A 21,454-nucleotide genomic window follows, 5' to 3' on the forward strand; every position below is an offset into this window, starting at 1 on the left:
AATGAAAAAATTATAGTTTTTAGTACATTAATTATTTGGCATATTCAAAAACTATTTTGTACATTTGCAACCTGTTATTCAACCTCTGACGAAGAACGTGTAAGTTGCTTAGCTTTAACATTTTATTTTATTAATAATGGATTTATTAAAGTACGTACAAGACAAGTACATTGCTAAAAAAGAATTCCCTGAATTCAAAGCAGGTGATACAATTACTGTGTATTACGAAATTAAAGAAGGACAAAAGACAAGAACTCAGTTCTTCAAAGGAACAGTTATCCAATTAAGAGGTACTGGTTCTACAAAAACTTTCACGATCAGAAAAATGAGTGGTGATGTAGGTGTAGAAAGAGTATTCCCTATTAACCTACCTGCGCTTCAAAAAATCGAGCTTGACAGAAAAGGTAGAGTTAGAAGAGCTAGAATTTACTACTTCAGAGACCTTAGAGGTAAAAAAGCAAGAATCAAAGACGCTGCTTACAAGAAGAAATAATTCAGACAACAATACATACAAAAAGAGGCTGTTTACACGTAAACAGTCTCTTTTTTTGTTTCAATATTTTTCATTTTTTGTAAGGATTTCCGGTTCCGGTTTCCAGAAAGAGTTTCAGACTCCCGATAAATTGATTCCAGCCACCGGAACAAATAGTATAACATGCCACAGTCGGATTTAAACCCACATGGGTAAGCTGCAGCAAACTGCTGTTCTCCTTTTGTTCCATTTCCCAGACGATACTTGCCCCAATCCACTCTGTCTGATTTTTTAATTCAGGTATAGCAATCAGTGAATCTTCAACAGACCAGATCAATCTTGAGTTGGATATTGCTTCTTTTATCCGTATTGTCTTATGAATATGGTCTCCAAATCTTACCGTAAATACATCTCCTTCCTGTGCTGATGCTCCGGTAAACAGTTCAGACCACCAAAGAGGAATCTGATGAGAAAGAGCCTCATAGATATTCTCTGCCGAAGCTTTGAGTTCGATTGTAGTAGTATAATTGTTCATATCTTTTATTTTTTATTTAGCTATTCTATTGATACATCCAATGTTAAGCAAATTACTTTTCAATAGACTTTGCATAAGACAAGAAATTTTTACTACTATGTGTACCATGTCAAGGTGTAAAACCTTGACATGGTACACAACTTAAAAGAATATTTAATTTTTTCTTTGGTTACAAACATCATTTTCCCAATTTTTTTCCTTGATGGCTACTCATTTTTCATGAGATATTGCAAAGGAGTGGAACCCGTCTGTTTCTTGAAGAAATCTATAAAAGCACTATCTGATGAAAAGTCTAAAATATGAGAAACTTCTCCTATTGAATTACCTTCCACCAAAAGTTCAATCGATCGCTGCAACCGCCACTGCTGTCTCCATTCCTGATAAGATAATCCTGTTTCTTTTTTAAAAATACGGCTGATTGTTTTCTCCACTGCCCCAGCTTTTTCTGCAAGATCTTTCAACATCGGCGGCATGGCATCACGCAGAGTCCATTCTTCTGAAAGCTTCTTAAAACGCTTGTCCTGTGGTATTTTAAGCTCCAGCTTTTCTTCCGGAGACTGACTCATTTCATCCCAAAAAACTTTTAAAAGATTAGTCTGATCATTATCAAGCTCCAACCATTCCCAAAAACAGATCCTTTCTATAATTTCTTTTAATAAAGAATTTACATGAAGAACCTTGAGACCAGCTTTCATATATTTTTCAGAATAACTTTCATCAAAATAGACAGATCTATAAGCTACGATATTCCGGAAATTCACACGATGAACCGTGTTTGCAGGAATCCAAAGCATTCTGAATGGAGGAAGAACAAACTGCATGTCAGAAGTAGTAACTGTCATACAGCCAGAAGGTGCATATAGTAACTGAGTTTTCGTTGTATGAAAATGAAAACCGGAATCATGCATCACCATATCAGAAGCTATTCCAATTACTTTTTTCTGAATAGAATCTGCATCAAACTCTTCATTCTGTTTCAATACCGCCATGTCCTATTTTTGATGTTTTTTGTTTTTATATCATTATAAATATACATTGAAATTTTGGAAACTTTGCAGAAAAAAATGAAAAAGACGAATCCTATCTGGCTGCTCACCGTACTTGTAATGCTTCCTCAGTTTGTAGAAACCATTTACAGCCCGGTTTTACCAATGGTTCAGGAACTGTTCCGGGTAAAAGAAGAATCTGCTACCCTGACAATCAGTTTATATTTTATAGCATTTGCTCTGGGAGTAGCTTTTTGGGGAATACAATGTGACAGAATCGGAAGAAAAAAATCCCTTGAATATGGGCTTATCACCTATGGAATCGGAACACTGACCGCTATTTTTGTACCCAATTTTATGATTCTCCTTAGTGCCAGGATTATTTCTGCATTTGGAATCTCCGTAGGATCTATTGCAACACAGACAATTCTAAGAGACACTTACGATCAAAACAATATCAGCAAAGTATTTTCCTGGATTGGAATCGGTTTATCAGTAAGTCCTGTAGTAGGAATGATTACCGGATCAGTATTGTCTTCTTCTGTAGGACATCAGGGTGTTTTCATAACATTATGTCTGCTTGCGGGATTATTTTTTATTCTTTCCCGTAAAAAAATTTCTGAAACTCAACATTCAGTAAAAGAAATCAACATGGGTATTTTAGTAGGTTTATTAAAGAGAATGCTCTGTGATCAGGCGATCATAAAATGCTGTTTATTGATTATGAGTTTTAATGTCTTACTGTTTTCTTACTATTCATTGGCGCCATTTATTTTTAAAGAGTATCATTATTCTTCATATGCCTTCGGATACAGTAGTGTTATATTGGCTGGCGGGACATTTGCAGGAGCAAAACTTAATAGATTTCTGTTATTGAGGAACATACAACCTAAACATTTAGTTAAAGTCAGTGTTATTTCAGCATTTGCTGCTTCTATTTTTGTATGGATTCTGACAGATACAGGAATATATTTTTTAATTCCTTATTTCTTCATTGTAATGGCGTTCAGCATGGCAATCCCGAATATTTTAAGTACCGCACTTATCCATTATAAAAATGAAACCGGCAGCGCGGGAGCTTTGTTGGGGTTGATCTATTATATATTGATCGGCTTAGGGTTGGTAAGTATTGGATTTATCCAGAATCTAGGACTTTCCTGTGTGCTGTTTTCAGGAATTGGAGTTTGTACTTTGTTATTCTTTAATAACAAACAAAATTAATTTTGAAACATTAAGTTTAATAAAGAGATAAGAATAGTTAAGGTTCATCAAAGATGAAAAATTAAGCAGAATATATTATTTATAATCACTTACAAAAACTTAATGTTTCAAATATTTCATTGTATAAAATTATACAGAGCTTCAAAGAATTGGGGGTATACTTCGATGTGTGGAAGATGTCCTACGTTGTCAAGTTCTACAAGCTTTGAACCGGCAATTTCGTGTTGAGTTTTCTTTCCTAACTTCTGATATTGTCCCATTTTCGGCTGAAGTTCCTTGGGAGTTCTGTCTTTACCAATTGCAGTTCTGTCTCTTGTTCCTATAATAAGCAGCGTGGGAACCTTGATGTTTTTAAATTCATAGCATACCGGCTGATTGTAGATCATATCTGAGGTAAGAGCGGCATCCCAAGCTACCTGAGGGTAATCTTTATGAAGCGTCCACCCTGCAATCAGATCAAGCCACGGCTGATATTCTTCTTTCCATTTGTTATCATAATAGAATTTCAACTGATAGTTTTTATAGGTTTCCGATGTATTTTTAAGTTCAGATTGATATGCCTGATCAATGGTCTGGTAAGCCGCAAATGTTTTATAATCTTCAAGCCCGATTGGGTTTTCAAGAATCAGTTTTTGTACTTTCTCCGGATACAACAAGGTAAATCTGGCCGCTACCATCCCTCCCATTGAATGCCCTAATACTATTGCTTTATCAATCTTTAATTCATCCAGAACTCCTTTTGTATTTTCTGCCAGCTGAGAAAAAGAAAACTGGTATGCATGAGGCTTTGAAGACTTTCCAAATCCTATCTGATCAGGAATCACTACTCTGAATCCTTTAGCAGACAAATCCTTTGCTGTTTTCTCCCAATACGCTCCGTTGAAATTCTTTCCATGGAGAAGCATTATTGTTTTCCCATTGGGCTTTTGCGGGTGTACATCCATATAGGCCATTTTCAAATCTTCACCCTGAGACTTAAAATTGAGAAAATGAACTTCATAAGGATATTTATAGTCGGAAAGCATTGCATCCAGAGGCTTTGCCTGTGAAAACATAAAACCGGACACCATCAATGCAAAAGCAGCCGTTATATTTCTGAAATGTTTCATGAAACTTTTATTTAAAGGATTAAAATTAAAAAAACCGCTCCAAAAGGAACGGTTTCAACTATTATTTTATTTAAATATTTTTTTAGGACAATTCTGCTATTGAAACTTCTTTTTCTTTTTTTGAAGGTAAATTCATCAAAACGATAGCAAAAAGGATGAGGGCAATTCCTATCCATTGGATCAGAAATACTTTCTCACCCAATAAAACAAAGGCCATCGTTACAGAAACCGGAAGCTCCAGTGATGAAACAATACTTCCCAGACCCAATCCCGCATTTGGGAATCCGATATTGAATAAAATTGGCGGAATAATGGTTCCAAAAAGAGCCAGTACAAATCCATACGTCAGGAATATTGAATAATTAAATGAATGAATATGTTCTGTATTATCTGTAAAATTCAAGTATAATGATTTTAAACCATCAAAATACATAGGTCCGATCTGTGCAAAGAATAAAAATGCAAAAACCACTACAGAACCACCTGCCAGCATAATAATACTTTTTCTGAAAACCGGAAGATGCGTAGCCAGTGTATTGGAAGTGAACATCGTCAAGGTATATGAAGCAGCTGCCATCAGTCCCCAGAAGACTCCATGCCAGTCCAGCTCTATCTCCATATTAATAAGATTGGTTGCCAGAACTGTTCCCAGCAGTACGATAACCACAGAAACTACTTTTCTAGCATTGGGTAGTTTTTTTGTAAGAATACTTTCCACCACCACACTGAACCATACCGACTGCATCAATAGTACAATAGCAATTGAAACATTGATATACTGTACAGCAATATAATAGAATAAACTTGTTCCTCCTAGAGAAGTTCCTGCAAGCAACAGCATTCTGACTTCTTTAGAATTTGGCAGCGATAATTTCTGTTTTGAGGTTAGGGTCTGAATAAGATTGAGGATCAAAAGTCCCGTCAAACCTAAAACAAACTGGGAAGTCGTTACTTCCGAAGTGGTGAAACCATCATGGTAAGCCATTTTCACAAAAGTGGCCAACATACCGTATATACTAGCTCCAATCCCTACAAATAAAACACCTTTTAGTATATTTTTCTTCTTCATAATTTTTTTAACAGCCTGCAAAGGTACAACATATAAATTAAACCTATCTGAAATGTTATAATGATGGATAAACAAAATCGCCACAAGCAAGCTTGTGGCGATTTTGAAATTAATTAATAAGTAAATTATTTTTTAACCATTACTTTTGAAGCGGCTTCAAAACCAAGTCCTTTGATTTTAACCATATAAGTTCCGTTTACCAAATTGCTTGTAGAAATTGCTTTCTTAGCATCCGGTGAAATTTTATCTTCAGAAGAAACCAGTTTACCAGACATATCATAAAGTTCTACACTTACTTTTCCAAGAGTATTGCTTGGGAAGTTGATATAAAACTCATCTTTAGCCGGGTTTGGATAGATAGAAATGTTCTTGTTCTTATCTCCATTCACTTCATTGGTAGCTAATAAACATTGTTCCGGTACATTAAAGTCCTGAACCTGATCATTAATATTATTCTTAACTCCTGCAGATGCATTCACTCCTAAACCTCTTCTTGCGAAAACACCCCAGATCATACATTTGTCAAGACCTCCGGTTGTTGCTAATTCTGCTGCTAATATTGCATTTCTTCCATCAATAAAGCTAGGGTTACATGCCTGAAGTTTCAGAGCATCTGTTACCAGCTGTAATACTTTTGTACTTCCGTTAGGTGTTGTGGATAATACATCTGAAGAATATCCGTATTTTTCAACATATTTCCAATGAAGATCCCATAGCATAGTAGCCCAAACGAAACCAATAGAGTGTACATCCGGAACAACTGCTGACCCGTTATTGTATTCCATTCCATTGGTATCTCCATATGTAAATCCGTTAACAGCAAGACTTGTTGAATATTTTGCTGGTCTGATACCAGCACCTGTTATCGCCTGACCTAACGCATAAGTACCTGTACCTCTTGCTACAGTAGCATTATCACCTGCTTTGTTTGTAAGCATTAAAGCAAAGAAATCAGACCATCCTTCTCCCATCTGTTCTTTACTCACTCCTGAATTCAGACAGTTATACCCTGTACCTGTCATTCTGTTGGATATTCCGTGACCATATTCATGAGTTACGATTCCGTTATCAAAACTTCCATCAGGAGTCATATTACCTTTCAAGGTAACATTTACCGTAGTACTTGCTGCCATTTGAGTTTTGATATATTCTCCTTCTGCATTGGTAATAAGTACTGAAGGAATTGTAATTGTCGGATCATTACCCGCCATATTCCCCAAAGTAGAACCATTTACTGCATTATTATATACAATAGCCGCTTTTGCTCCGGCATCCTGAAGGTTTTTCACTTTAATAGCAAAGGCACATGTCCCTCTCTCAACCAGTCCTATTTTATCAACCAATGAACTTGCAGGTAAAGCTGTACAACCATCCAAAACTGATGAAAGTGCTACATCTCCTGTAATACCGCTCATAGGTAGTGGATTACCAAATTGCGCAGTTCCTGCTCCCGGTGTACGGGAAACAGCTGCAGTAGGTGCATTATAGTAAAATACCCTTCCAACTGGAGACCAAAGGTACATCTGCATTTTACCATTATAACCATCCTGTCCTGAAGAGAAATTTGCATTATTTAATCCGCTGCCATCCTGCGCCTCTGCATATACAGAATCATCATCTCCTCCTACAGGTCCATTACCAAAATTGTTCTGCTGGAAGTTTCTGGCAGATTCTGTAAATCCAAATTTGTAGAAAACATCATGAATTCTATTATTCAGATAAAATAAATTCGTAATGGCAGCATTCCTATTATTTGCCGGAGTTTCATTGATATTAAAAGGAAAATCAAAATTTCTTGTCGCTCCTCCGTCTGCCGGAGCTCCTGTAAGATAATCAGGTGCGGTTAAAGCTGTTCCTGCCACATCTTCATAGGCAAAAACATTATTTCCTCTTGTAACAGTATAATGATTAGTTCCATCAGAATGCCAACCTTCAGGGGAAGCACTTAATATCCAAGGATTAGTAATTATTGATCTTGAACCAAAAGTAGGTGCTTCAATTGGCAATGGAAATACATTATAGGATGCATTATCTGGTAAAAGTAACGGAATGTTATTCTCTGCTACATTATTTTGAGGGCCCATTAGGGTATTTTCAAAATGATCAGCATGGCTGTACTCAGCATCTGAACTATAGGCATCATGATGGAAATTACAAGATAAAGTCAGATTATTTTTTAACAGGATATTTCCATTATTGGCATCTACTAAAATATTCCAATAATTCGGAGTCTTTGGTTCCGTTAAAGTATATTCATAGGCCAAACGTAGGTTTCCGTTCTCGTCATTGGTATATACAAGTCTTTGATTGGCTGATGTGGCTTTTTTTTGAGTCTTTTCAAGATATTCAAGAATCGTAAAATTTGCAATATCAGGGTTTTTCAGGTCTTCAGCAATCTTTTGAAGAGCTGTATTTTTATTAATAACAGCTGTGCTCGATGTAGATGCAGTATAGTCTTTTACAAAATTATCTGTATAATAAACAATTTTACTGTCTTTAATCAATGCTGTTCCTACAGAGCTGTATATCGGTAATCCGTTATATGTCTGTAAAAATTTAACAACATTACCATTCAATGATTTTGACGGATCTACATTATCAACAATGATATTATTAAGATCAGATTTTTTATATTCTCTTATTTTATTTTGAGAAATATAATCTTTAATCAGTTTTTCATTATCCTGTCCAAACAATACTGTTGGAAATGCAGAAAATACTGCAAACAAAAGAGGTAGAGCTTTATTTTTCATATCCATTATTAAAGCCGCTAATCTACAAATAATTCACAAACTTTCAATATTTTTTTTACCTAAAATCTAAAAATAAATAAATACCCGCAAAATTATCATCTTAATATTGTTTTGCATATTTCTCAATAAAGAGAACCTCATCATAAATTTATGCCTACCACATTATATTTAACTTATTTTTAAATCTTTATGATATAATTATTTCATTAAATAAATCACATATTAACGAATTTGTTTTAATGATTATCAAATTTTATATTTATCATATTTAGATAAAAAAAGCCGCTCAAATGAGCGGCTCCTTATGTATGAATGGTTCAAAGATTATTTACCTTCTTCCATTTTTCTTTTCAACTCTGCTAATGCATCGATGTCTCCAAGAGTAGATCTTTCTTCGTTGTTTGAAGAAGAAGATACGTTTCTAGAAGAAGATTCTTTAACGTTTTTCTTCTCTTCATCTCTGAAGATACCTGTGTGAGATACTACTACTCTCTTGAATTCTTTGTTGAATTCGATTACTTTGAACTGAGCATCTTCACCTTTTTTGATTTTAGATCCATCTTCTTTCTCTAATAATCTTGAAGGGCAGAATGCTTCTACTTCAGCATCTTCGAATTGAACAGAAGCTCCTTTATCGTGAACTTCTACAGCTTTACCAGCGTGGATAGTTCCTTCAGCATATTTAGTTTCAAATTTATCCCATGGGTTTTCAGTCAATTGCTTGTGACCTAGAGATAATCTTCTAGCTTGGATATCTAATTCAAGAACTACAACGTCTAATTTATCACCTACTGCGCAGAACTCAGATGGGTGCTTGATTTTCTTAGTCCAAGAAAGATCAGAGATGTAGATTAATCCGTCGATACCTTCTTCTAACTCTACGAATACACCAAAGTTAGTGAAGTTTCTTACAGTTCCTACATGCTGAGATCCTACCGGATACTTAGCTTCGATATTTTCCCATGGATCTTTAGACAATTGCTTGATACCAAGAGAAATTTTTCTTTCTTCTCTGTCTAAAGTTAATACTTCAGCTTCTACTTCATCACCTACTTTTACGAAATCTCCAGCAGATCTTAAGTGAGTAGACCAAGACATTTCAGAAACGTGGATTAATCCTTCTACACCTGGAGCGATTTCTACGAATGCACCATAGTCAGCAAGAACTACTACTTTTCCTTTTACTTTGTCACCTACTTTCAAGTCAGCAGAAAGAGCATCCCAAGGATGAGCTTCTAATTGCTTCATACCTAATTGGATTCTTGTTTTCTCATCATCAAAATCAAGGATTACAACTTTCACAGTCTGTCCGTCCTCTAGGATTTCAGATGGGTGGTTCACTCTAGACCAAGAAAGGTCTGTAATGTGGATCAATCCATCAACACCTCCTAAGTCAATGAATACACCGTAAGAAGTAATATTCTTAACAGTACCTTCAAGAACCTGACCTTTTTCAAGCTGAGCGATGATTTCTTTTTTCTGACCTTCGATATCTGCTTCGATCAATGCTTTGTGAGATACAACTACGTTTTTGAACTCAGGGTTGATTTTCACAACTTTGAACTCCATAGTTTTTCCTACGAACTGATCGTAATCTTTAATTGGCTTAACGTCAATTTGAGAACCAGGTAAGAATGCTTCGATTCCGTGAACGTCAACGATCATACCACCTTTAGTTCTTGATTTAACAAAACCGTTAACGATTTCTCCAGTTTCGTGAAGTTCGTTTACTTTATCCCAAGCTTTAAGTGTTCTAGCTTTTCTGTGAGATAATTGTAACTGACCAGTTTTGTCTTCTCTCTTGTCAACCATTACTTCTACCTCATCACCTACTTTTAGGCCTTGGTTGTAACGGAATTCGTTAAGAGAAATAACACCTTCAGATTTGAAGTTGATGTCTACGATAGCTTCTTTGTCAGTTAATCTTACAACTCTACCAACTAAAACGTCATTATCGTTTAGGCTGTTAAGAGATCCGTTATAGATTTCTTCTAAATCGCTTTTTTCTTTTCTCGCATCTGCATCAAGACCTGATTCGAAAGAATCCCAATCAAATTGTTCTGGTGCTACGTTTTGGTTTAATAAAACCTCTGCTGAATTTGTCTCTTTTGACATTTTCTAATAAAAATTTGTATTCCTTCTTTTTTAACGGTTTGAATAAATGCGGATTAAAAAATACGGAAGTAATTAATTTTAAGTAATTTACCCATCAAACCTTTTCGCCACAAAAGTGGGTGCAAAGATAGGAATTTTATTTGAGATAAACAATAGATTTACCTTTGTAAATATTATCACTAAACAACTGAATGTCAGCATTTATTATTAAAATATTAAAGAATTTAAAAATTGAAAAATCAGACGGTTCAGAAAAACTTATTTTTTTTTTGATCATAAGAGCAGGAATACAAATATGAGATTTTTCATTTCGCTGCACTTCATTCAGAATGACAGTAACGAAGAGTTAAAGAAGAGTAACACTTTCCTATCCCTATCAAACTCTCCTACTCCCAAACCCTCCAGCCCTCAGACTCTCCAACGCATCACCCGCTTAAATTCACTACCTTTGCACCATGGAACTACAATCAATCTACCAGAAACTGCAGATTCAGGATATGAATCAGATGCAGAAATCTACTTATAATGCGTCTGAAAACAACACAGACATTGTTTTACTCTCTCCTACAGGATCTGGAAAGACTCTTGCTTTTTTATTCCCGGTTCTTAGGAATCTGAAAAAAAATGTTCAGGGAGTTCAGGCATTGATATTGGTTCCGGCCAGAGAACTTGCTTTACAGATTGAGCAGGTTTTTAAAGCTATGGGAACAGATTTTAAAGTTTCTGTTTGTTATGGCGGACATGATAAAAAAATAGAGGTTAACAATTTAATTGAAGCTCCTGCGGTTTTAATAGGAACTCCAGGAAGAGTTGCTTACCATGTGAGAAATAATAATTTTGATCCGAAAACGATTAAAACACTCGTTTTAGATGAATTCGACAAAGCTCTGGAGCTTGGCTTTCATGAAGATATGGAGTTTATTGCAGGTTCATTAAAAGGTCTTTCACAAAGAATTTTAACTTCTGCTACAGCGATGGATGAAATTCCAACGTTTACAGGGTTAAAAAATGAAAAAACCATCGACTTTTTAAAGCTAAGTGAAATAAAACCAGATATACAATTACGAAAAGTAATGACAATTTCTGAGGAAAAGCTTGACACTTTGTTTAATTTAATCTGCAAAATAGGCAATAAAAGGACTCTTATTTTCTGTAATCACCGTGAGGCTGTTGACAGAATCTCTGAGCTTCTTAACCAGATGGGAATCGACAGGGAAACCTTCCATGGCGGTATGGAGCAGGACGAAAGAGAACGTGCATTGCTGAAATTCAGAAATGATTCTGCAAGAATTCTTATTACTACGGATCTTGCTGCCCGTGGACTTGATGTTCCGGAGGTAGAATCTATTGTACATTATCAGCTTCCTCCAAAAGAAGATGCTTTCATTCATAGAAACGGACGTACTGCAAGGATGAATGCCAAAGGTTTTGTATACCTCATCATGACAGAGGAAGAAAATTTCCCGTTCATTAAAAACAATACCCCTGAAGAAAGTGTTGCCGGGTTTACTAAAGTTCCGGAAAAAACACCTTTCCAGACTATTTACATCAGTGCAGGAAAAAAAGATAAGGTCAACAAAGTAGATGTGGTGGGCTATCTTATCAAAAAAGGAGAACTTCAGAAAGAAGATATCGGTTTGATTGAAGTAAAGGATACGACTTCCTATGTTGCTGTTTCCAGAAATAAAGTAAATGCTGTTTTAAGAAAGCTTCAGAACGAAAAACTGAAAGGAAAGAAAGTAAAAATGGAGGTTGCTTATTAAAGCTATAATCCCATTTAGATTAACAATAATATGTCATTGCGAGGAGCATAGCAACAAAGCCATCTATACTTCTCTCAATGACATTTCTTTTTATTTATTTTATTCCCCTTACTCTGGTAGGAAAAGTATACACAGATTTTGAAGCAGTAATGAAGAGTATATCATTATTTTCTCCGCCAAAAGTTACATTGGAAGTCCACTTTTCAGGAATAGAAATATGATAAATTTTCTTTCCAAAACGGTTAAAAATATGTACTCCACCTCCTGTTAAATAAAGATTCCCATGCTTATCCAGTTCCATTCCGTCTGAACCCATTTCACAAAACAGTTTTTTCTCAGATAGCTTTCCATCGCCCAATATATCATACACATAGGTTTTTCCGGCATCAATATCAGAAATATATAATTTCTTTAATTTTTCACTTCCTACAATTCCGTTAGGCTGAGTGAAAGTATCAAGTCTGATAACTTTTCCGGCTTTATCTCTGTAATAAAGACTTTTATGCTGAATTTCCTGTTTAAAGCCAACCCAGTAATCTCTTTCATACAATGGATCTGTAAAGTACATTCCTCCGGCTTCATCATTCCATACATCATTGGGACCATTCAATCTTTTTCCTTCAAAGCCTTTAAGCAGAATTTCCACTTTTTTGTCTTTGGAAATTTTCCAGATTTCTCCCTGATCATCTGAGCAGGTAATCAAATACCCATCTTTGTCAAAGTGTGTTCCGTTTGCCCTTCCCGTCTTGTCTAAAAACTCTATTATCTTGTTGCTTTTCCAGTCCCAATAATAGATTTTATCGTTGGGTTGATCGGTAAAGTAAACATTCCCCTCTTTATCTGCTGATGGTCCTTCTGTGAAACTGAACGTGTCTGAAACCATTTCCGGCTTTACTCCTTCATAAAACATTTTACTATAATTTACTGATTGGCAGTTTACCAATGCGAAAACCAAACCAATCATGCTTATTTTCAAGATATTCTTCATACTTCATTTTTAAACCTGCAATTTACAATATGACCTAGAGGTTTCAAAATATTTTCTCGTTTTGATACAATAAAAAAACACAAATATTAAATGTCCTAATTATCCTATTTTTGAAGCAGATCATATTAGTAGTGAAAGAATATAATCCGGAGCTTTGCAGTAACAGGATCGAGCACTTTTTTCAATAAAAAATCAATTCAAAAAAGAGGGTGATCCTGCTGAAAATAGTACCAAAATACTTTTATAGCATACAACAATGAGCGCAGAGTCCAACAATATCAAATCTTTAGAAATTGAAAATGAAGATTTCCGAAATTCAGTGGGAACAATGGATGAAACCGGAAAAAGGAAGTGGATATTCCCAAGAAAGCCTAAAGGAAAATACACCAATTACAGAAATTACACCAGCTATCTTCTTCTTGCGTTATTTTTCGGACTGCCTTTTGTAAAGATCAATAATAATCCTTTTCTGCTCATCAATGTTATCGACAGAAAATTCTTTATCCTTGGACAACCGTTCTACCTTCAGGACTTTTTTATTCTTGCATTGGGAGCGGTAACTTCGGTCATTTTTGTAATGTTATTTACTGTAGTTTTCGGAAGGATATTCTGTGGCTGGCTTTGCCCTCAAACCCTTTTTATGGAAATGGTTTTCCGTAAAATAGAATATTGGATTGAAGGAGACCGAAATAAACAGATGAAACTTGACAGACAGGAATGGGATGCTGAAAAAATCAGAAAGAGACTTACAAAATGGTCCGTATTTATTTTGATTTCTCTAATTATCTCTACTTTCATGTTTATGTATATCGTAGGCTATGAACAGGTTTTCCAGATTATGCTGGAAGGGCCTTCAGAACATCCTTTAAAGTTTGTTACGATGATCTTTTTCACGATGACTTTCTATTTCGTTTTTGCCTGGCTTCGTGAGCAGGTATGTACTCTGGTTTGCCCTTACGGAAGACTTCAGGGAGTACTAATTGATAAACAGACAATCAACGTATATTACGATTTTAAAAGAGGGGAAGGCCGTTCAAAATGGAGAAACAATGAAGACAGAAAAGCGGCTGGCAAAGGAGATTGTATTGATTGTAACCAATGCGTTGTTGTCTGTCCTACGGGAATTGACATCAGAAACGGGCAGCAACTGGAGTGTGTGAATTGTACAGCATGTATTGATGCCTGTGATGAAGTAATGGAAAAGGTCGGCCTACCTAAAGGATTGGTTCGTTATGCTACAGAATCAGAAATTGAAAACCGTGAAAAATTCAGATTTACGCCAAGAATGAAAGCGACGACTGTTATTCTGGCATTGCTGATCGGATTCCTTGGATTTTTAATGTACGACCGTGGTTCTATGGAAGCGAAATTTATCAAACCGGCAGGCTCTACATTTTTCGTTAAAAACGGTAAAATTACCAATACCTTTATTTATACTCTTCTGAATAAGTCTAATGAAAAGAAGACATTGAACATCAAAGTTATCACCCCATCAAATGCTGAAATCACTTATTTCGGTTCTGAAACCATCATCTTAAAGGGAGACCAGATCCTGAAAGGGAACATTAATATTTCCTTCCCTGAAGAAGAGATTAAATTCTCAAAACAAAATATGGTCATCGGAGTTTTTGATGAGAAAGGAAAACTGATAGATTCTTTTGAAACGACTTTTGAAGGACCGTTTAAGTTAGCTTTGTAGGTTGCAGATGGTAGGTTGCAGGGATTAGGGAGAATTCAAGGTTCAAAGTTTAAGGTTGTGTGTAACCAGCAACTAGTAAACTCGAAACAAAAGAAACCCGAAACTCGTAACCAAAACAACCAGCAACCTTAAACCTTCAACTTTAAGCCATAAACCTTCAGCTCAGAACCTTGAACTTTGAACTCATTAAGCCTTATATTTCCTCATAAACTGCGTGGGAGTCATTCCGGAGCTTTTCCGGAATACTCTTACAAAGTAGGAATATTCTTCATATCCTAATCTGAATGCAATTTCAACCAGACTTTCATCCAGGTACATCAACATTCTTTTGGCTTCCAGCACTACCCTTTCTGTAATAATATCTGTAGCTGTTTTCTGGACAACAGCCTGTACAATTCTATTCAGGTGCTTGGATGAAATTCCTAATAATGAAGCGTAATGGGCAATCGATTTATGTTCTGCAAAATGCTGTTCAATAAGATTTTCAAAATCCTGATAATGTTTAAAGTAAGAAAGTCCAGCGGCAGAATCATGTGTATCAAAATCTCTGGAAAATAACCGGGTGGAATTAATGAAAATCCTGGACATTAACGCCAAAATAAGACCTTCTTTCATTATATTTTTAGCCTGATATTCTTCTCCCAGTTCCTGAAATAAACTAATATTCTTCTTTAATTCCAGAGCGTCCAGCTGAAGTTTTCTCGGAAAAGATACAGATCCAAAAAAGGGAAAATTTCTCAGCTTCTGATTCACATAATGCATTTCATAAAATTCCTGGGAGCAAAAGAAAATATAACCTTCTATATCTTCCGAAAGTTCCCAACTGTGAATCTGCCCGGGTGACAGAAAGAAAAGGCTTCCTTCCGAAACGTCATATTTTTGGAAATCGATTTCATGTATCCCTACTCCTTTGGTAAAAAGAACGGCTGCATAGAAATCATGTCTATGAGGTTTTTCTATATGACGATGCCCTACCACCAAATGATTCTTCATTGTGTTAAAATAAAAATCTGAAGTATTTTTACCTGCCTGGAAAAGGTCGATATGAAGAACAGAAATAGGATTCATCATTTATATTTATATGCCTTGTAAAGATTCACAAATTTAGATAAAAAAGAACTGTTATATAGTGTTTCTTAATACTCCGTTACAACAAATATGTGTTATTTACGATAATTTTACTGCTATAAATCTCCTTTGAAATAAAGTCTGACCGCACTTTTTATCATATATTTTGGATGAAACTTTAAAAAATTTTTATCTTTGGAGTTTAGGAGTCGTAAAATGAAAATAAATTTAGCTGATAAACTGTATTATTCTATAGGAGAAGTGGCAAAAGCATTCGATGTAAACACCTCATTAATACGTTACTGGGAACAGGAATTTCCTATTATCAAGCCTAAAAAAAACAGGAAAGGCAACCGATATTTCACTCCTGAAGATATCAAAAACCTTCAGATGATCTACCATCTGGTAAAAGAAAAAGGCTACACCCTGGACGGAGCCCGTATCGCCCTGACCACAAACAGTAAAATCTCCGAAACCATCACCCTTATTGACCGCCTGGAATTCGTAAAAGCTGAGCTTATTAAGCTGAAAGAGTCTTTGGGAGAAAGGGATGCTGAATAAGTTTTATACAATATATTAAAATCCGCTGCAGTAAATGCAGCAGATTTTTTTGTTTATAAAGAAAACCTCCGTATTTGAATAAAAATAAACCAATGCTCACACAATGGTTTTGTTTTATTTGTGGATATGACAGCTGAGGAATCTTAATATAAAATATTTCATTTTACTACTTGTAAATTTTTATTGTACATATCATAAATTACTTTACTATTACCTTTTTTATAAACAGTAAAGTAAGTAACATCTTTATTCTTTACTATAGAATCTCCTATTTTACTTAATGAAATTATTTTTAAATCTTCCAAATAAATCTTATTACCATCTGATGATTTGACAATATTGAAATGAGTCATAAGGTCATATGAGTTTGAAATAACTCGTCCATTACAGTGCTGATTAAAATATTTATATTTAATAAGTCAGGATCAAGTATTTTTTTATAATTATCCCACAAAACATAATTCCGAAAATTAATAGAATAACTTTGTTAATATTTTTTTTTTAAATCCCATACAGATGTTTTAGATCGTTTATAAAAAGCTCCTTGCGCCATATTCAAAGAACCCTGTTTCCTGAATGCCTTACCATTGTACTTGTAAGAATAATAACCTCCGAATTGGGAAGTGCTCAATGATCCTGAGATATGATTTAATCCAAATGCATAATAGTTGTTGGTATCTGTAATTTCAAGAACGCCTTCGCTATTTTTTGCAAAGCTTACCCTGGTATTTCCCAGATGGTCTTTATATTAGCTTTGGAAGAAAGAAAATAAAAACCACTGCTATTGTAATGGTTTTTATTTATTCTACCATGGACACGAGCGAGACGCTCACGCCAGCGGGGGGAAATAGGAAAATAATTTTCATTATAATTATCTAATAATCCCCAACGTCTTATATCTGCCATGTAAAACCTCGCTCTATAATCGTATATCCCAGTCTCTTGCAGCTTCTTACCATTGTACTTATAGTTGTAATGTTATTTAGGAGGAGGTGGCGGGTTAGGAATTTTAGAATCTAGCAAATCTCGTGAAAACTCATGATAATGAATTTCTTTAAGTCTTTTATCTTCTTTTAGTAAAATCAAGTCCTCAATAATTTCCTGTTGCCTCTTTGATAATTCGTGTGAATAAAATCTAAATTTGAGATTCTTCCCATTTAAATAATAATTTATCTGTCGTGGTTGGGCATCAGGAGTACTTTTAAATTGAATTGAATCATAAAAAGAGTTTAATATTCTTTTTTTGTAAGAAGCAAAATCAATCTTTTGAGTTGATTTAAAATATTTATATTTTACTCCATTGTCAACTGACATTAAATCTTCCTTACATACATACAAAGAGTCTTTCTCATTTATGAGGATTCCAATCCTTGGTTCATTAGGATTCATACTAAATCCCAATGATACTTCAATATACTCTTGCTTTTCTTTATGACATGAAAGCAAGAGTATACTAATCATTATAATACTAATTAATTTCATACAACTATTGATCTTTATGTTTGAGGTTTCCATTTTTATCTACTTTTATCATAGACCCATTAAAATTCCACATTTCAGTTTTTATCTGAGAATTACCTAACTTTAATTTTAAAGCTTCGTTTGCTTGCTTAAGAATTTGAAACCCCTCCTTAGTGTATGTATTTACTTTTTTGTTTGTAGGATCTTTTAAATACTCATTCTGGATATAATAATGTTGCCCATGTTGAGATTCCCAAGTGTCATATTTTCTATATTCTTTTGGAATGCTACTTGAATTAACATAGCCATCATCTTGAAGATCATTAGCTTCCAAATCAGCGTGAACAAAAGATTCGTGAACTATCTGTCTTAAGGTATTAAAAAACTGACTGCCAGAATCACCATATGCTTTATTTGAAATCAAAATCGAGACATTCTTCTCATCTCCCTTAATTTTGCCTGTTGTAGACCCTCCTACGGATGAGTCTGTTTTGACTCCATATGATAGATCTATCCCTTTATTATGATACTCTCCATTAGCCTTGGCTTCAAAAATAGTCTTTCCTCCATATTCAACTTTTTGTCCTTTCTCCATATATTTAGATAAAAAAGCTTGTCCTTCTTTTGTTTTAGCAAAAAACACAAAAGCTTTATATTGCTCTTCATTACCTTTCTTCATTATATTACTCAAATCTAATTGCATCCCATCAGGATCAATATAAAGAATAGGATTATTTGCTGTATAATTAAATGGTGATATATTAAAATATTTCTCAGCCAGCGGATCTACAACACCCCATCTACCCAAATCCGGCATATACATTCTAGCGCCGTAATCATACATCCCAGTCTCCTGTAGTTCCTTACCATTGTACTTGTAATTCTTATAACTTCCCGGTCCATAGAATGCATTTCCAGTCTTCAGATGATTCATCCCAAATGGATAATAATCATTAGCATCTGTGATTTCAAGAGCACCTGCGCTGTTTCTTGCGAAACTTATCCTTGCATTTCCAAGATGATCCTCATACTGGTAAATATACTGATCTTTTCCGTAATCATAAAATCCTTCTGCTGTAGGAAAAAACATAAGCTGAGGAGTCTTAACTGTTGTTATTCCTAAAGGAGTATTCAATTGCTGGTTCTCTGCGGTGACAATTCCACTTTCTACACTGTAAGCCTGCTGTTCATGGGCATATTTCAACTTTTCAGACATCATACGGAGTCCTTCAATACCACCTCCGCCATTGTTATCGGACTCACTGTGATAATACTGAAATCCATCGAGATAATCTGTGATTTGGGTTACAGTATAACAGTTGATAATTCCACATTCAAACATAGGAAGCTTTTTCTGAACCTTAATACCATCCGCCCTGTACAGATAATTATGCATCCCCGAAAGTCCCATATTCCCATATTCTATTTTATTGGGAAGGTTCAGATGGTTGTAGGTGATTTTGGTGATGTTTTTATCAGGCATCTGCCACATGTTTCCATTAAGGTCATATTGGATAGTACTACCTCCGCCTTCGTATCCTGATGGATTATTTTTGTGGTCTTTAATGACAGATACCTGATTGGTCAGATTATTGGATCCGTAAATATATTCCAATTCATCAATGACTGTAGCGGTTGTATTACTTCCTTCCAAAGCAGCAGTACGGTAAAGGTTTTTTATATTCCCATTCAGGTCATACGCTAAGGATTCTGTATGTTCTTTACTGTAAGGGTTCACAGGATTTTGATAATATCCTGCTGACAGTCTGTTCAACGCATCATAGGCATAACCGTATCTTTTAGGTTGTATAGGGGGATTGGCTCCTATAGATTCTACGGCTCTCCAGTCTACTTCTGCTATATTACCATTGTATTTCGCCTTTACATTTTTCCCGGAAAATAATGCCTGATCAGGATTCTCTATTCCATTCATCTGATTATATTTGATTTCGTAGGAAAATAGCTTTCCTCCTAAATCAGGAACTGTCATCTGACCTTTATTAATATGGGTCAGCCAGCCTCTGATATTATAATTATAATCAATACTTTGCAGATTATTACCTACTTTTTTGTTTGTAAGCTGTGAGATCTCGTTATAGCTGTTTTGTGTCAGGATTTGTTCCGGTTTATCATCTACCTGATGCTTATGAACCAGTAATCTGTTCTGATTATCATAGTCAAAACGTTCTGTGATGGTAACTCCAGGTTCATTCGCTAATCTCTTATGAAGAGTAACTGTTTTCTTTGGTATTCCGGTAAAATCCAATTCGGATTCTGTTCTGGTATAGCCTCCTAAATGATTGATGGAATGAGTTCCAATAACCCTCCCTTTTTGATCATAATAAGTATAGTTCTTTGTCCAGCTATCATCTTCAATATTTTTTACAAAACTCATCACAGGTAAGCCTTTGGTACTTCTACCGTCAGGGGTAGGGGTTTCCGTTAAGACGGTCATATCAGGTGTATTCGCTGGCAGTGCAGGATTAAAACTATATGCAGGATAGGTATCATAATAATTAACGCTTAAAACCTGGGTAACACCAGTAGGAGTCGAGAGCTTAGTATAATATACCGGCATGCCATTTAAGGTCAGCCCCGCAGTCGCAGTTCTGGTTTCATATAAATTAGCATTGGCATTAACACTGTTTTGCATTGATACCCTGCTGGCAGCATTATTTGTGATCCCAGTGTAAACAGTTCTTCCAAACTGGTCATATTTGGTAAAAAGCCATTGCCCTTTTCCTTTAAGCACTGTATCCTGGGTCAGGATAAGCTGATCTGCTTTATTATACACCATATATTCCCAGCCTTTACCAGGTAGTTTCTTTTCTACTAAACGGCTTCTCCCGTCATATTTATACTGATAACATAAATCATTAAGGACAGTATTGGGATCTGCCTGTAGAGAAGCTATGGGAGGGATTACATAAGCCAGTTGGTTATAATCATTGTAAACATAATAGGTATCTGCATTTTCTGTAGCGCTGATTACTTTTCTGACCAATACCACCTGGCCTTGTCCGTTTTTAAACTCAATGGTCTGGTTTCCGTCTTCATCGGTAACTGTATTTTTATACAGTTGTCCTATTCCATAGGAGCCGGATAATATCAGGCTCGCTGTAAAAGTGGTATAGTTAAAAGTGGCTGTATATTTTTTAACCTCGCCATCTGCATTGGTATCATATCCAAACTGTACAGGTTTGTTATCCCAGGCAGTTCCCACTTGTTTTTGTGCTAAAACACGGTCTAATGGTGAGTTTTCCAGAATTTTTTCTGAATAGATTTTCTCTGAACCATAGAGGGCTGGCTGAGTGGCATTGCTTAATGGGGAAGTATAAATTATACCATTCTGAGTTCCCTGTTGTGGAACGGGAAGATAGTCTTTCACCCGCCTCCCGAACTGGTCGTATTCTATATGGGTAACAACATCACTTCCCAATGGGGAAGATTTTATACCTACAATTTGTTTAGGCCTTCCCAGCCCATCAAAATACTGAACGGTTTCTGAAGATTTTGTGGGTGAAGTGCCATTATAGTCCAGATAAGTTTTGGTCTGAATATAATTTTCAGTATTAGGAAGTGAGGAAAGCTGGCCATATGTTAAGTTGGATAATAGCAATACTCCTATTGGAATTATAATTTTTTTCATCAGTT

16 protein-coding genes are annotated in these 21,454 nt (G+C 35.4%); 5 read left to right on the forward strand and 11 right to left on the reverse strand.

The genetic code is table 11. The annotated features are described in order from the left end of the window. Positions 1–136 precede the first annotated feature (136 nt). Positions 137–493, forward strand: coding sequence for a 50S ribosomal protein L19 (rplS, locus tag SFA27_RS15790; RefSeq protein ID WP_047376947.1), 357 nt, complete (start codon positions 137–139; stop codon positions 491–493). A 70-nt stretch (positions 494–563) separates the two neighbouring features. Here the strand turns inward: rplS and SFA27_RS15795 are convergent, their stop codons facing one another. Further along, entirely contained in the window at positions 564–1,007 is a 444-nt protein-coding gene (locus SFA27_RS15795) for an SRPBCC family protein (RefSeq protein ID WP_407293405.1), read from the reverse strand. Between the two features lie 206 nt (positions 1,008–1,213). Further along, positions 1,214–1,996 (reverse strand): AraC family transcriptional regulator, encoded by a 783-nt coding sequence (locus tag SFA27_RS15800; protein WP_407293408.1) that lies wholly within the window; start codon positions 1,994–1,996, stop codon positions 1,214–1,216. 75 nt (positions 1,997–2,071) lie between these two features. Here SFA27_RS15800 and SFA27_RS15805 point away from each other — a divergent pair, with 75 nt between their 5' ends. Continuing rightward, positions 2,072–3,214 carry an MFS transporter gene (locus SFA27_RS15805; RefSeq protein WP_407293410.1) on the forward strand — a complete coding sequence of 381 codons (1,143 nt, stop codon included), beginning with the start codon at positions 2,072–2,074 and terminating at the stop codon, positions 3,212–3,214. A gap of 116 nt (positions 3,215–3,330) precedes the next feature. Here the strand turns inward: SFA27_RS15805 and SFA27_RS15810 are convergent, their stop codons facing one another. The 4 genes from SFA27_RS15810 to rpsA all read right to left on the reverse strand — a co-directional run bounded on the left by SFA27_RS15810 (position 3,331) and on the right by rpsA (position 10,260). Continuing rightward, positions 3,331–4,323, reverse strand: coding sequence for an alpha/beta fold hydrolase (locus SFA27_RS15810; RefSeq protein WP_407293412.1), 993 nt, complete (start codon positions 4,321–4,323; stop codon positions 3,331–3,333). An 82-nt stretch (positions 4,324–4,405) separates the two neighbouring features. Further along, a complete protein-coding gene (locus SFA27_RS15815; protein WP_264518454.1) occupies positions 4,406–5,392 on the reverse strand; it encodes a DMT family transporter in 987 nt (328 codons plus the stop codon). A gap of 125 nt (positions 5,393–5,517) precedes the next feature. After that, positions 5,518–8,145 carry a T9SS-dependent M36 family metallopeptidase gene (locus tag SFA27_RS15820; protein WP_407293415.1) on the reverse strand — a complete coding sequence of 876 codons (2,628 nt, stop codon included), beginning with the start codon at positions 8,143–8,145 and terminating at the stop codon, positions 5,518–5,520. Between the two features lie 324 nt (positions 8,146–8,469). Continuing rightward, positions 8,470–10,260: a 30S ribosomal protein S1 gene (gene rpsA, locus SFA27_RS15825; protein ID WP_047376953.1), complete on the reverse strand. Its 1,791-nt coding sequence runs from the start codon at positions 10,258–10,260 to the stop codon at positions 8,470–8,472. A gap of 455 nt (positions 10,261–10,715) precedes the next feature. On the opposite strand from rpsA, the gene SFA27_RS15830 reads away from it, so the two are divergent. After that, on the forward strand, positions 10,716–12,023 hold the full coding sequence (locus SFA27_RS15830) for a DEAD/DEAH box helicase (protein ID WP_407293417.1): 1,308 nt from the start codon (positions 10,716–10,718) through the stop codon (positions 12,021–12,023). 94 nt (positions 12,024–12,117) lie between these two features. Here SFA27_RS15830 and SFA27_RS15835 read toward each other — a convergent pair whose 3' ends face one another. After that, positions 12,118–13,011, reverse strand: coding sequence for an SMP-30/gluconolactonase/LRE family protein (locus SFA27_RS15835; protein ID WP_407293419.1), 894 nt, complete (start codon positions 13,009–13,011; stop codon positions 12,118–12,120). Between the two features lie 256 nt (positions 13,012–13,267). Here SFA27_RS15835 and ccoG point away from each other — a divergent pair, with 256 nt between their 5' ends. Beyond that, positions 13,268–14,710: a cytochrome c oxidase accessory protein CcoG gene (ccoG, locus tag SFA27_RS15840; protein ID WP_407293421.1), complete on the forward strand. Its 1,443-nt coding sequence runs from the start codon at positions 13,268–13,270 to the stop codon at positions 14,708–14,710. Positions 14,711–14,896: 186 nt separating this feature from the next. On the opposite strand, the gene SFA27_RS15845 is transcribed toward ccoG, so the two are convergent. Further along, complete coding sequence (locus tag SFA27_RS15845; protein WP_407293423.1) at positions 14,897–15,781, reverse strand: AraC family transcriptional regulator; 885 nt, start codon at positions 15,779–15,781, stop codon at positions 14,897–14,899. A 213-nt stretch (positions 15,782–15,994) separates the two neighbouring features. On the opposite strand from SFA27_RS15845, the gene SFA27_RS15850 reads away from it, so the two are divergent. Continuing rightward, on the forward strand, positions 15,995–16,339 hold the full coding sequence (locus SFA27_RS15850; RefSeq protein ID WP_047376956.1) for a MerR family transcriptional regulator: 345 nt from the start codon (positions 15,995–15,997) through the stop codon (positions 16,337–16,339). Positions 16,340–17,056: 717 nt separating this feature from the next. Here the strand turns inward: SFA27_RS15850 and SFA27_RS15855 are convergent. From SFA27_RS15855 to SFA27_RS15865, 3 genes are all read right to left on the reverse strand, one after another. Beyond that, the gene (locus tag SFA27_RS15855; protein ID WP_407293425.1) at positions 17,057–17,245 is read right to left on the reverse strand and encodes a hypothetical protein; all 189 of its coding nucleotides are present in this window, start codon (positions 17,243–17,245) and stop codon (positions 17,057–17,059) included. 72 nt (positions 17,246–17,317) lie between these two features. Next, positions 17,318–17,821: a hypothetical protein gene (locus tag SFA27_RS15860; RefSeq protein ID WP_407293427.1), complete on the reverse strand. Its 504-nt coding sequence runs from the start codon at positions 17,819–17,821 to the stop codon at positions 17,318–17,320. Positions 17,822–17,825: 4 nt separating this feature from the next. Further along, a complete protein-coding gene (locus SFA27_RS15865) occupies positions 17,826–21,449 on the reverse strand; it encodes a DUF6443 domain-containing protein (RefSeq protein ID WP_407293429.1) in 3,624 nt (1,207 codons plus the stop codon). Positions 21,450–21,454: the final 5 nt, after the last annotated feature.

This window comes from Chryseobacterium sp. HR92, assembly GCF_045689405.1.
Taxonomy (GTDB): Bacteria; Bacteroidota; Bacteroidia; order Flavobacteriales; family Weeksellaceae; genus Chryseobacterium; species Chryseobacterium viscerum_A.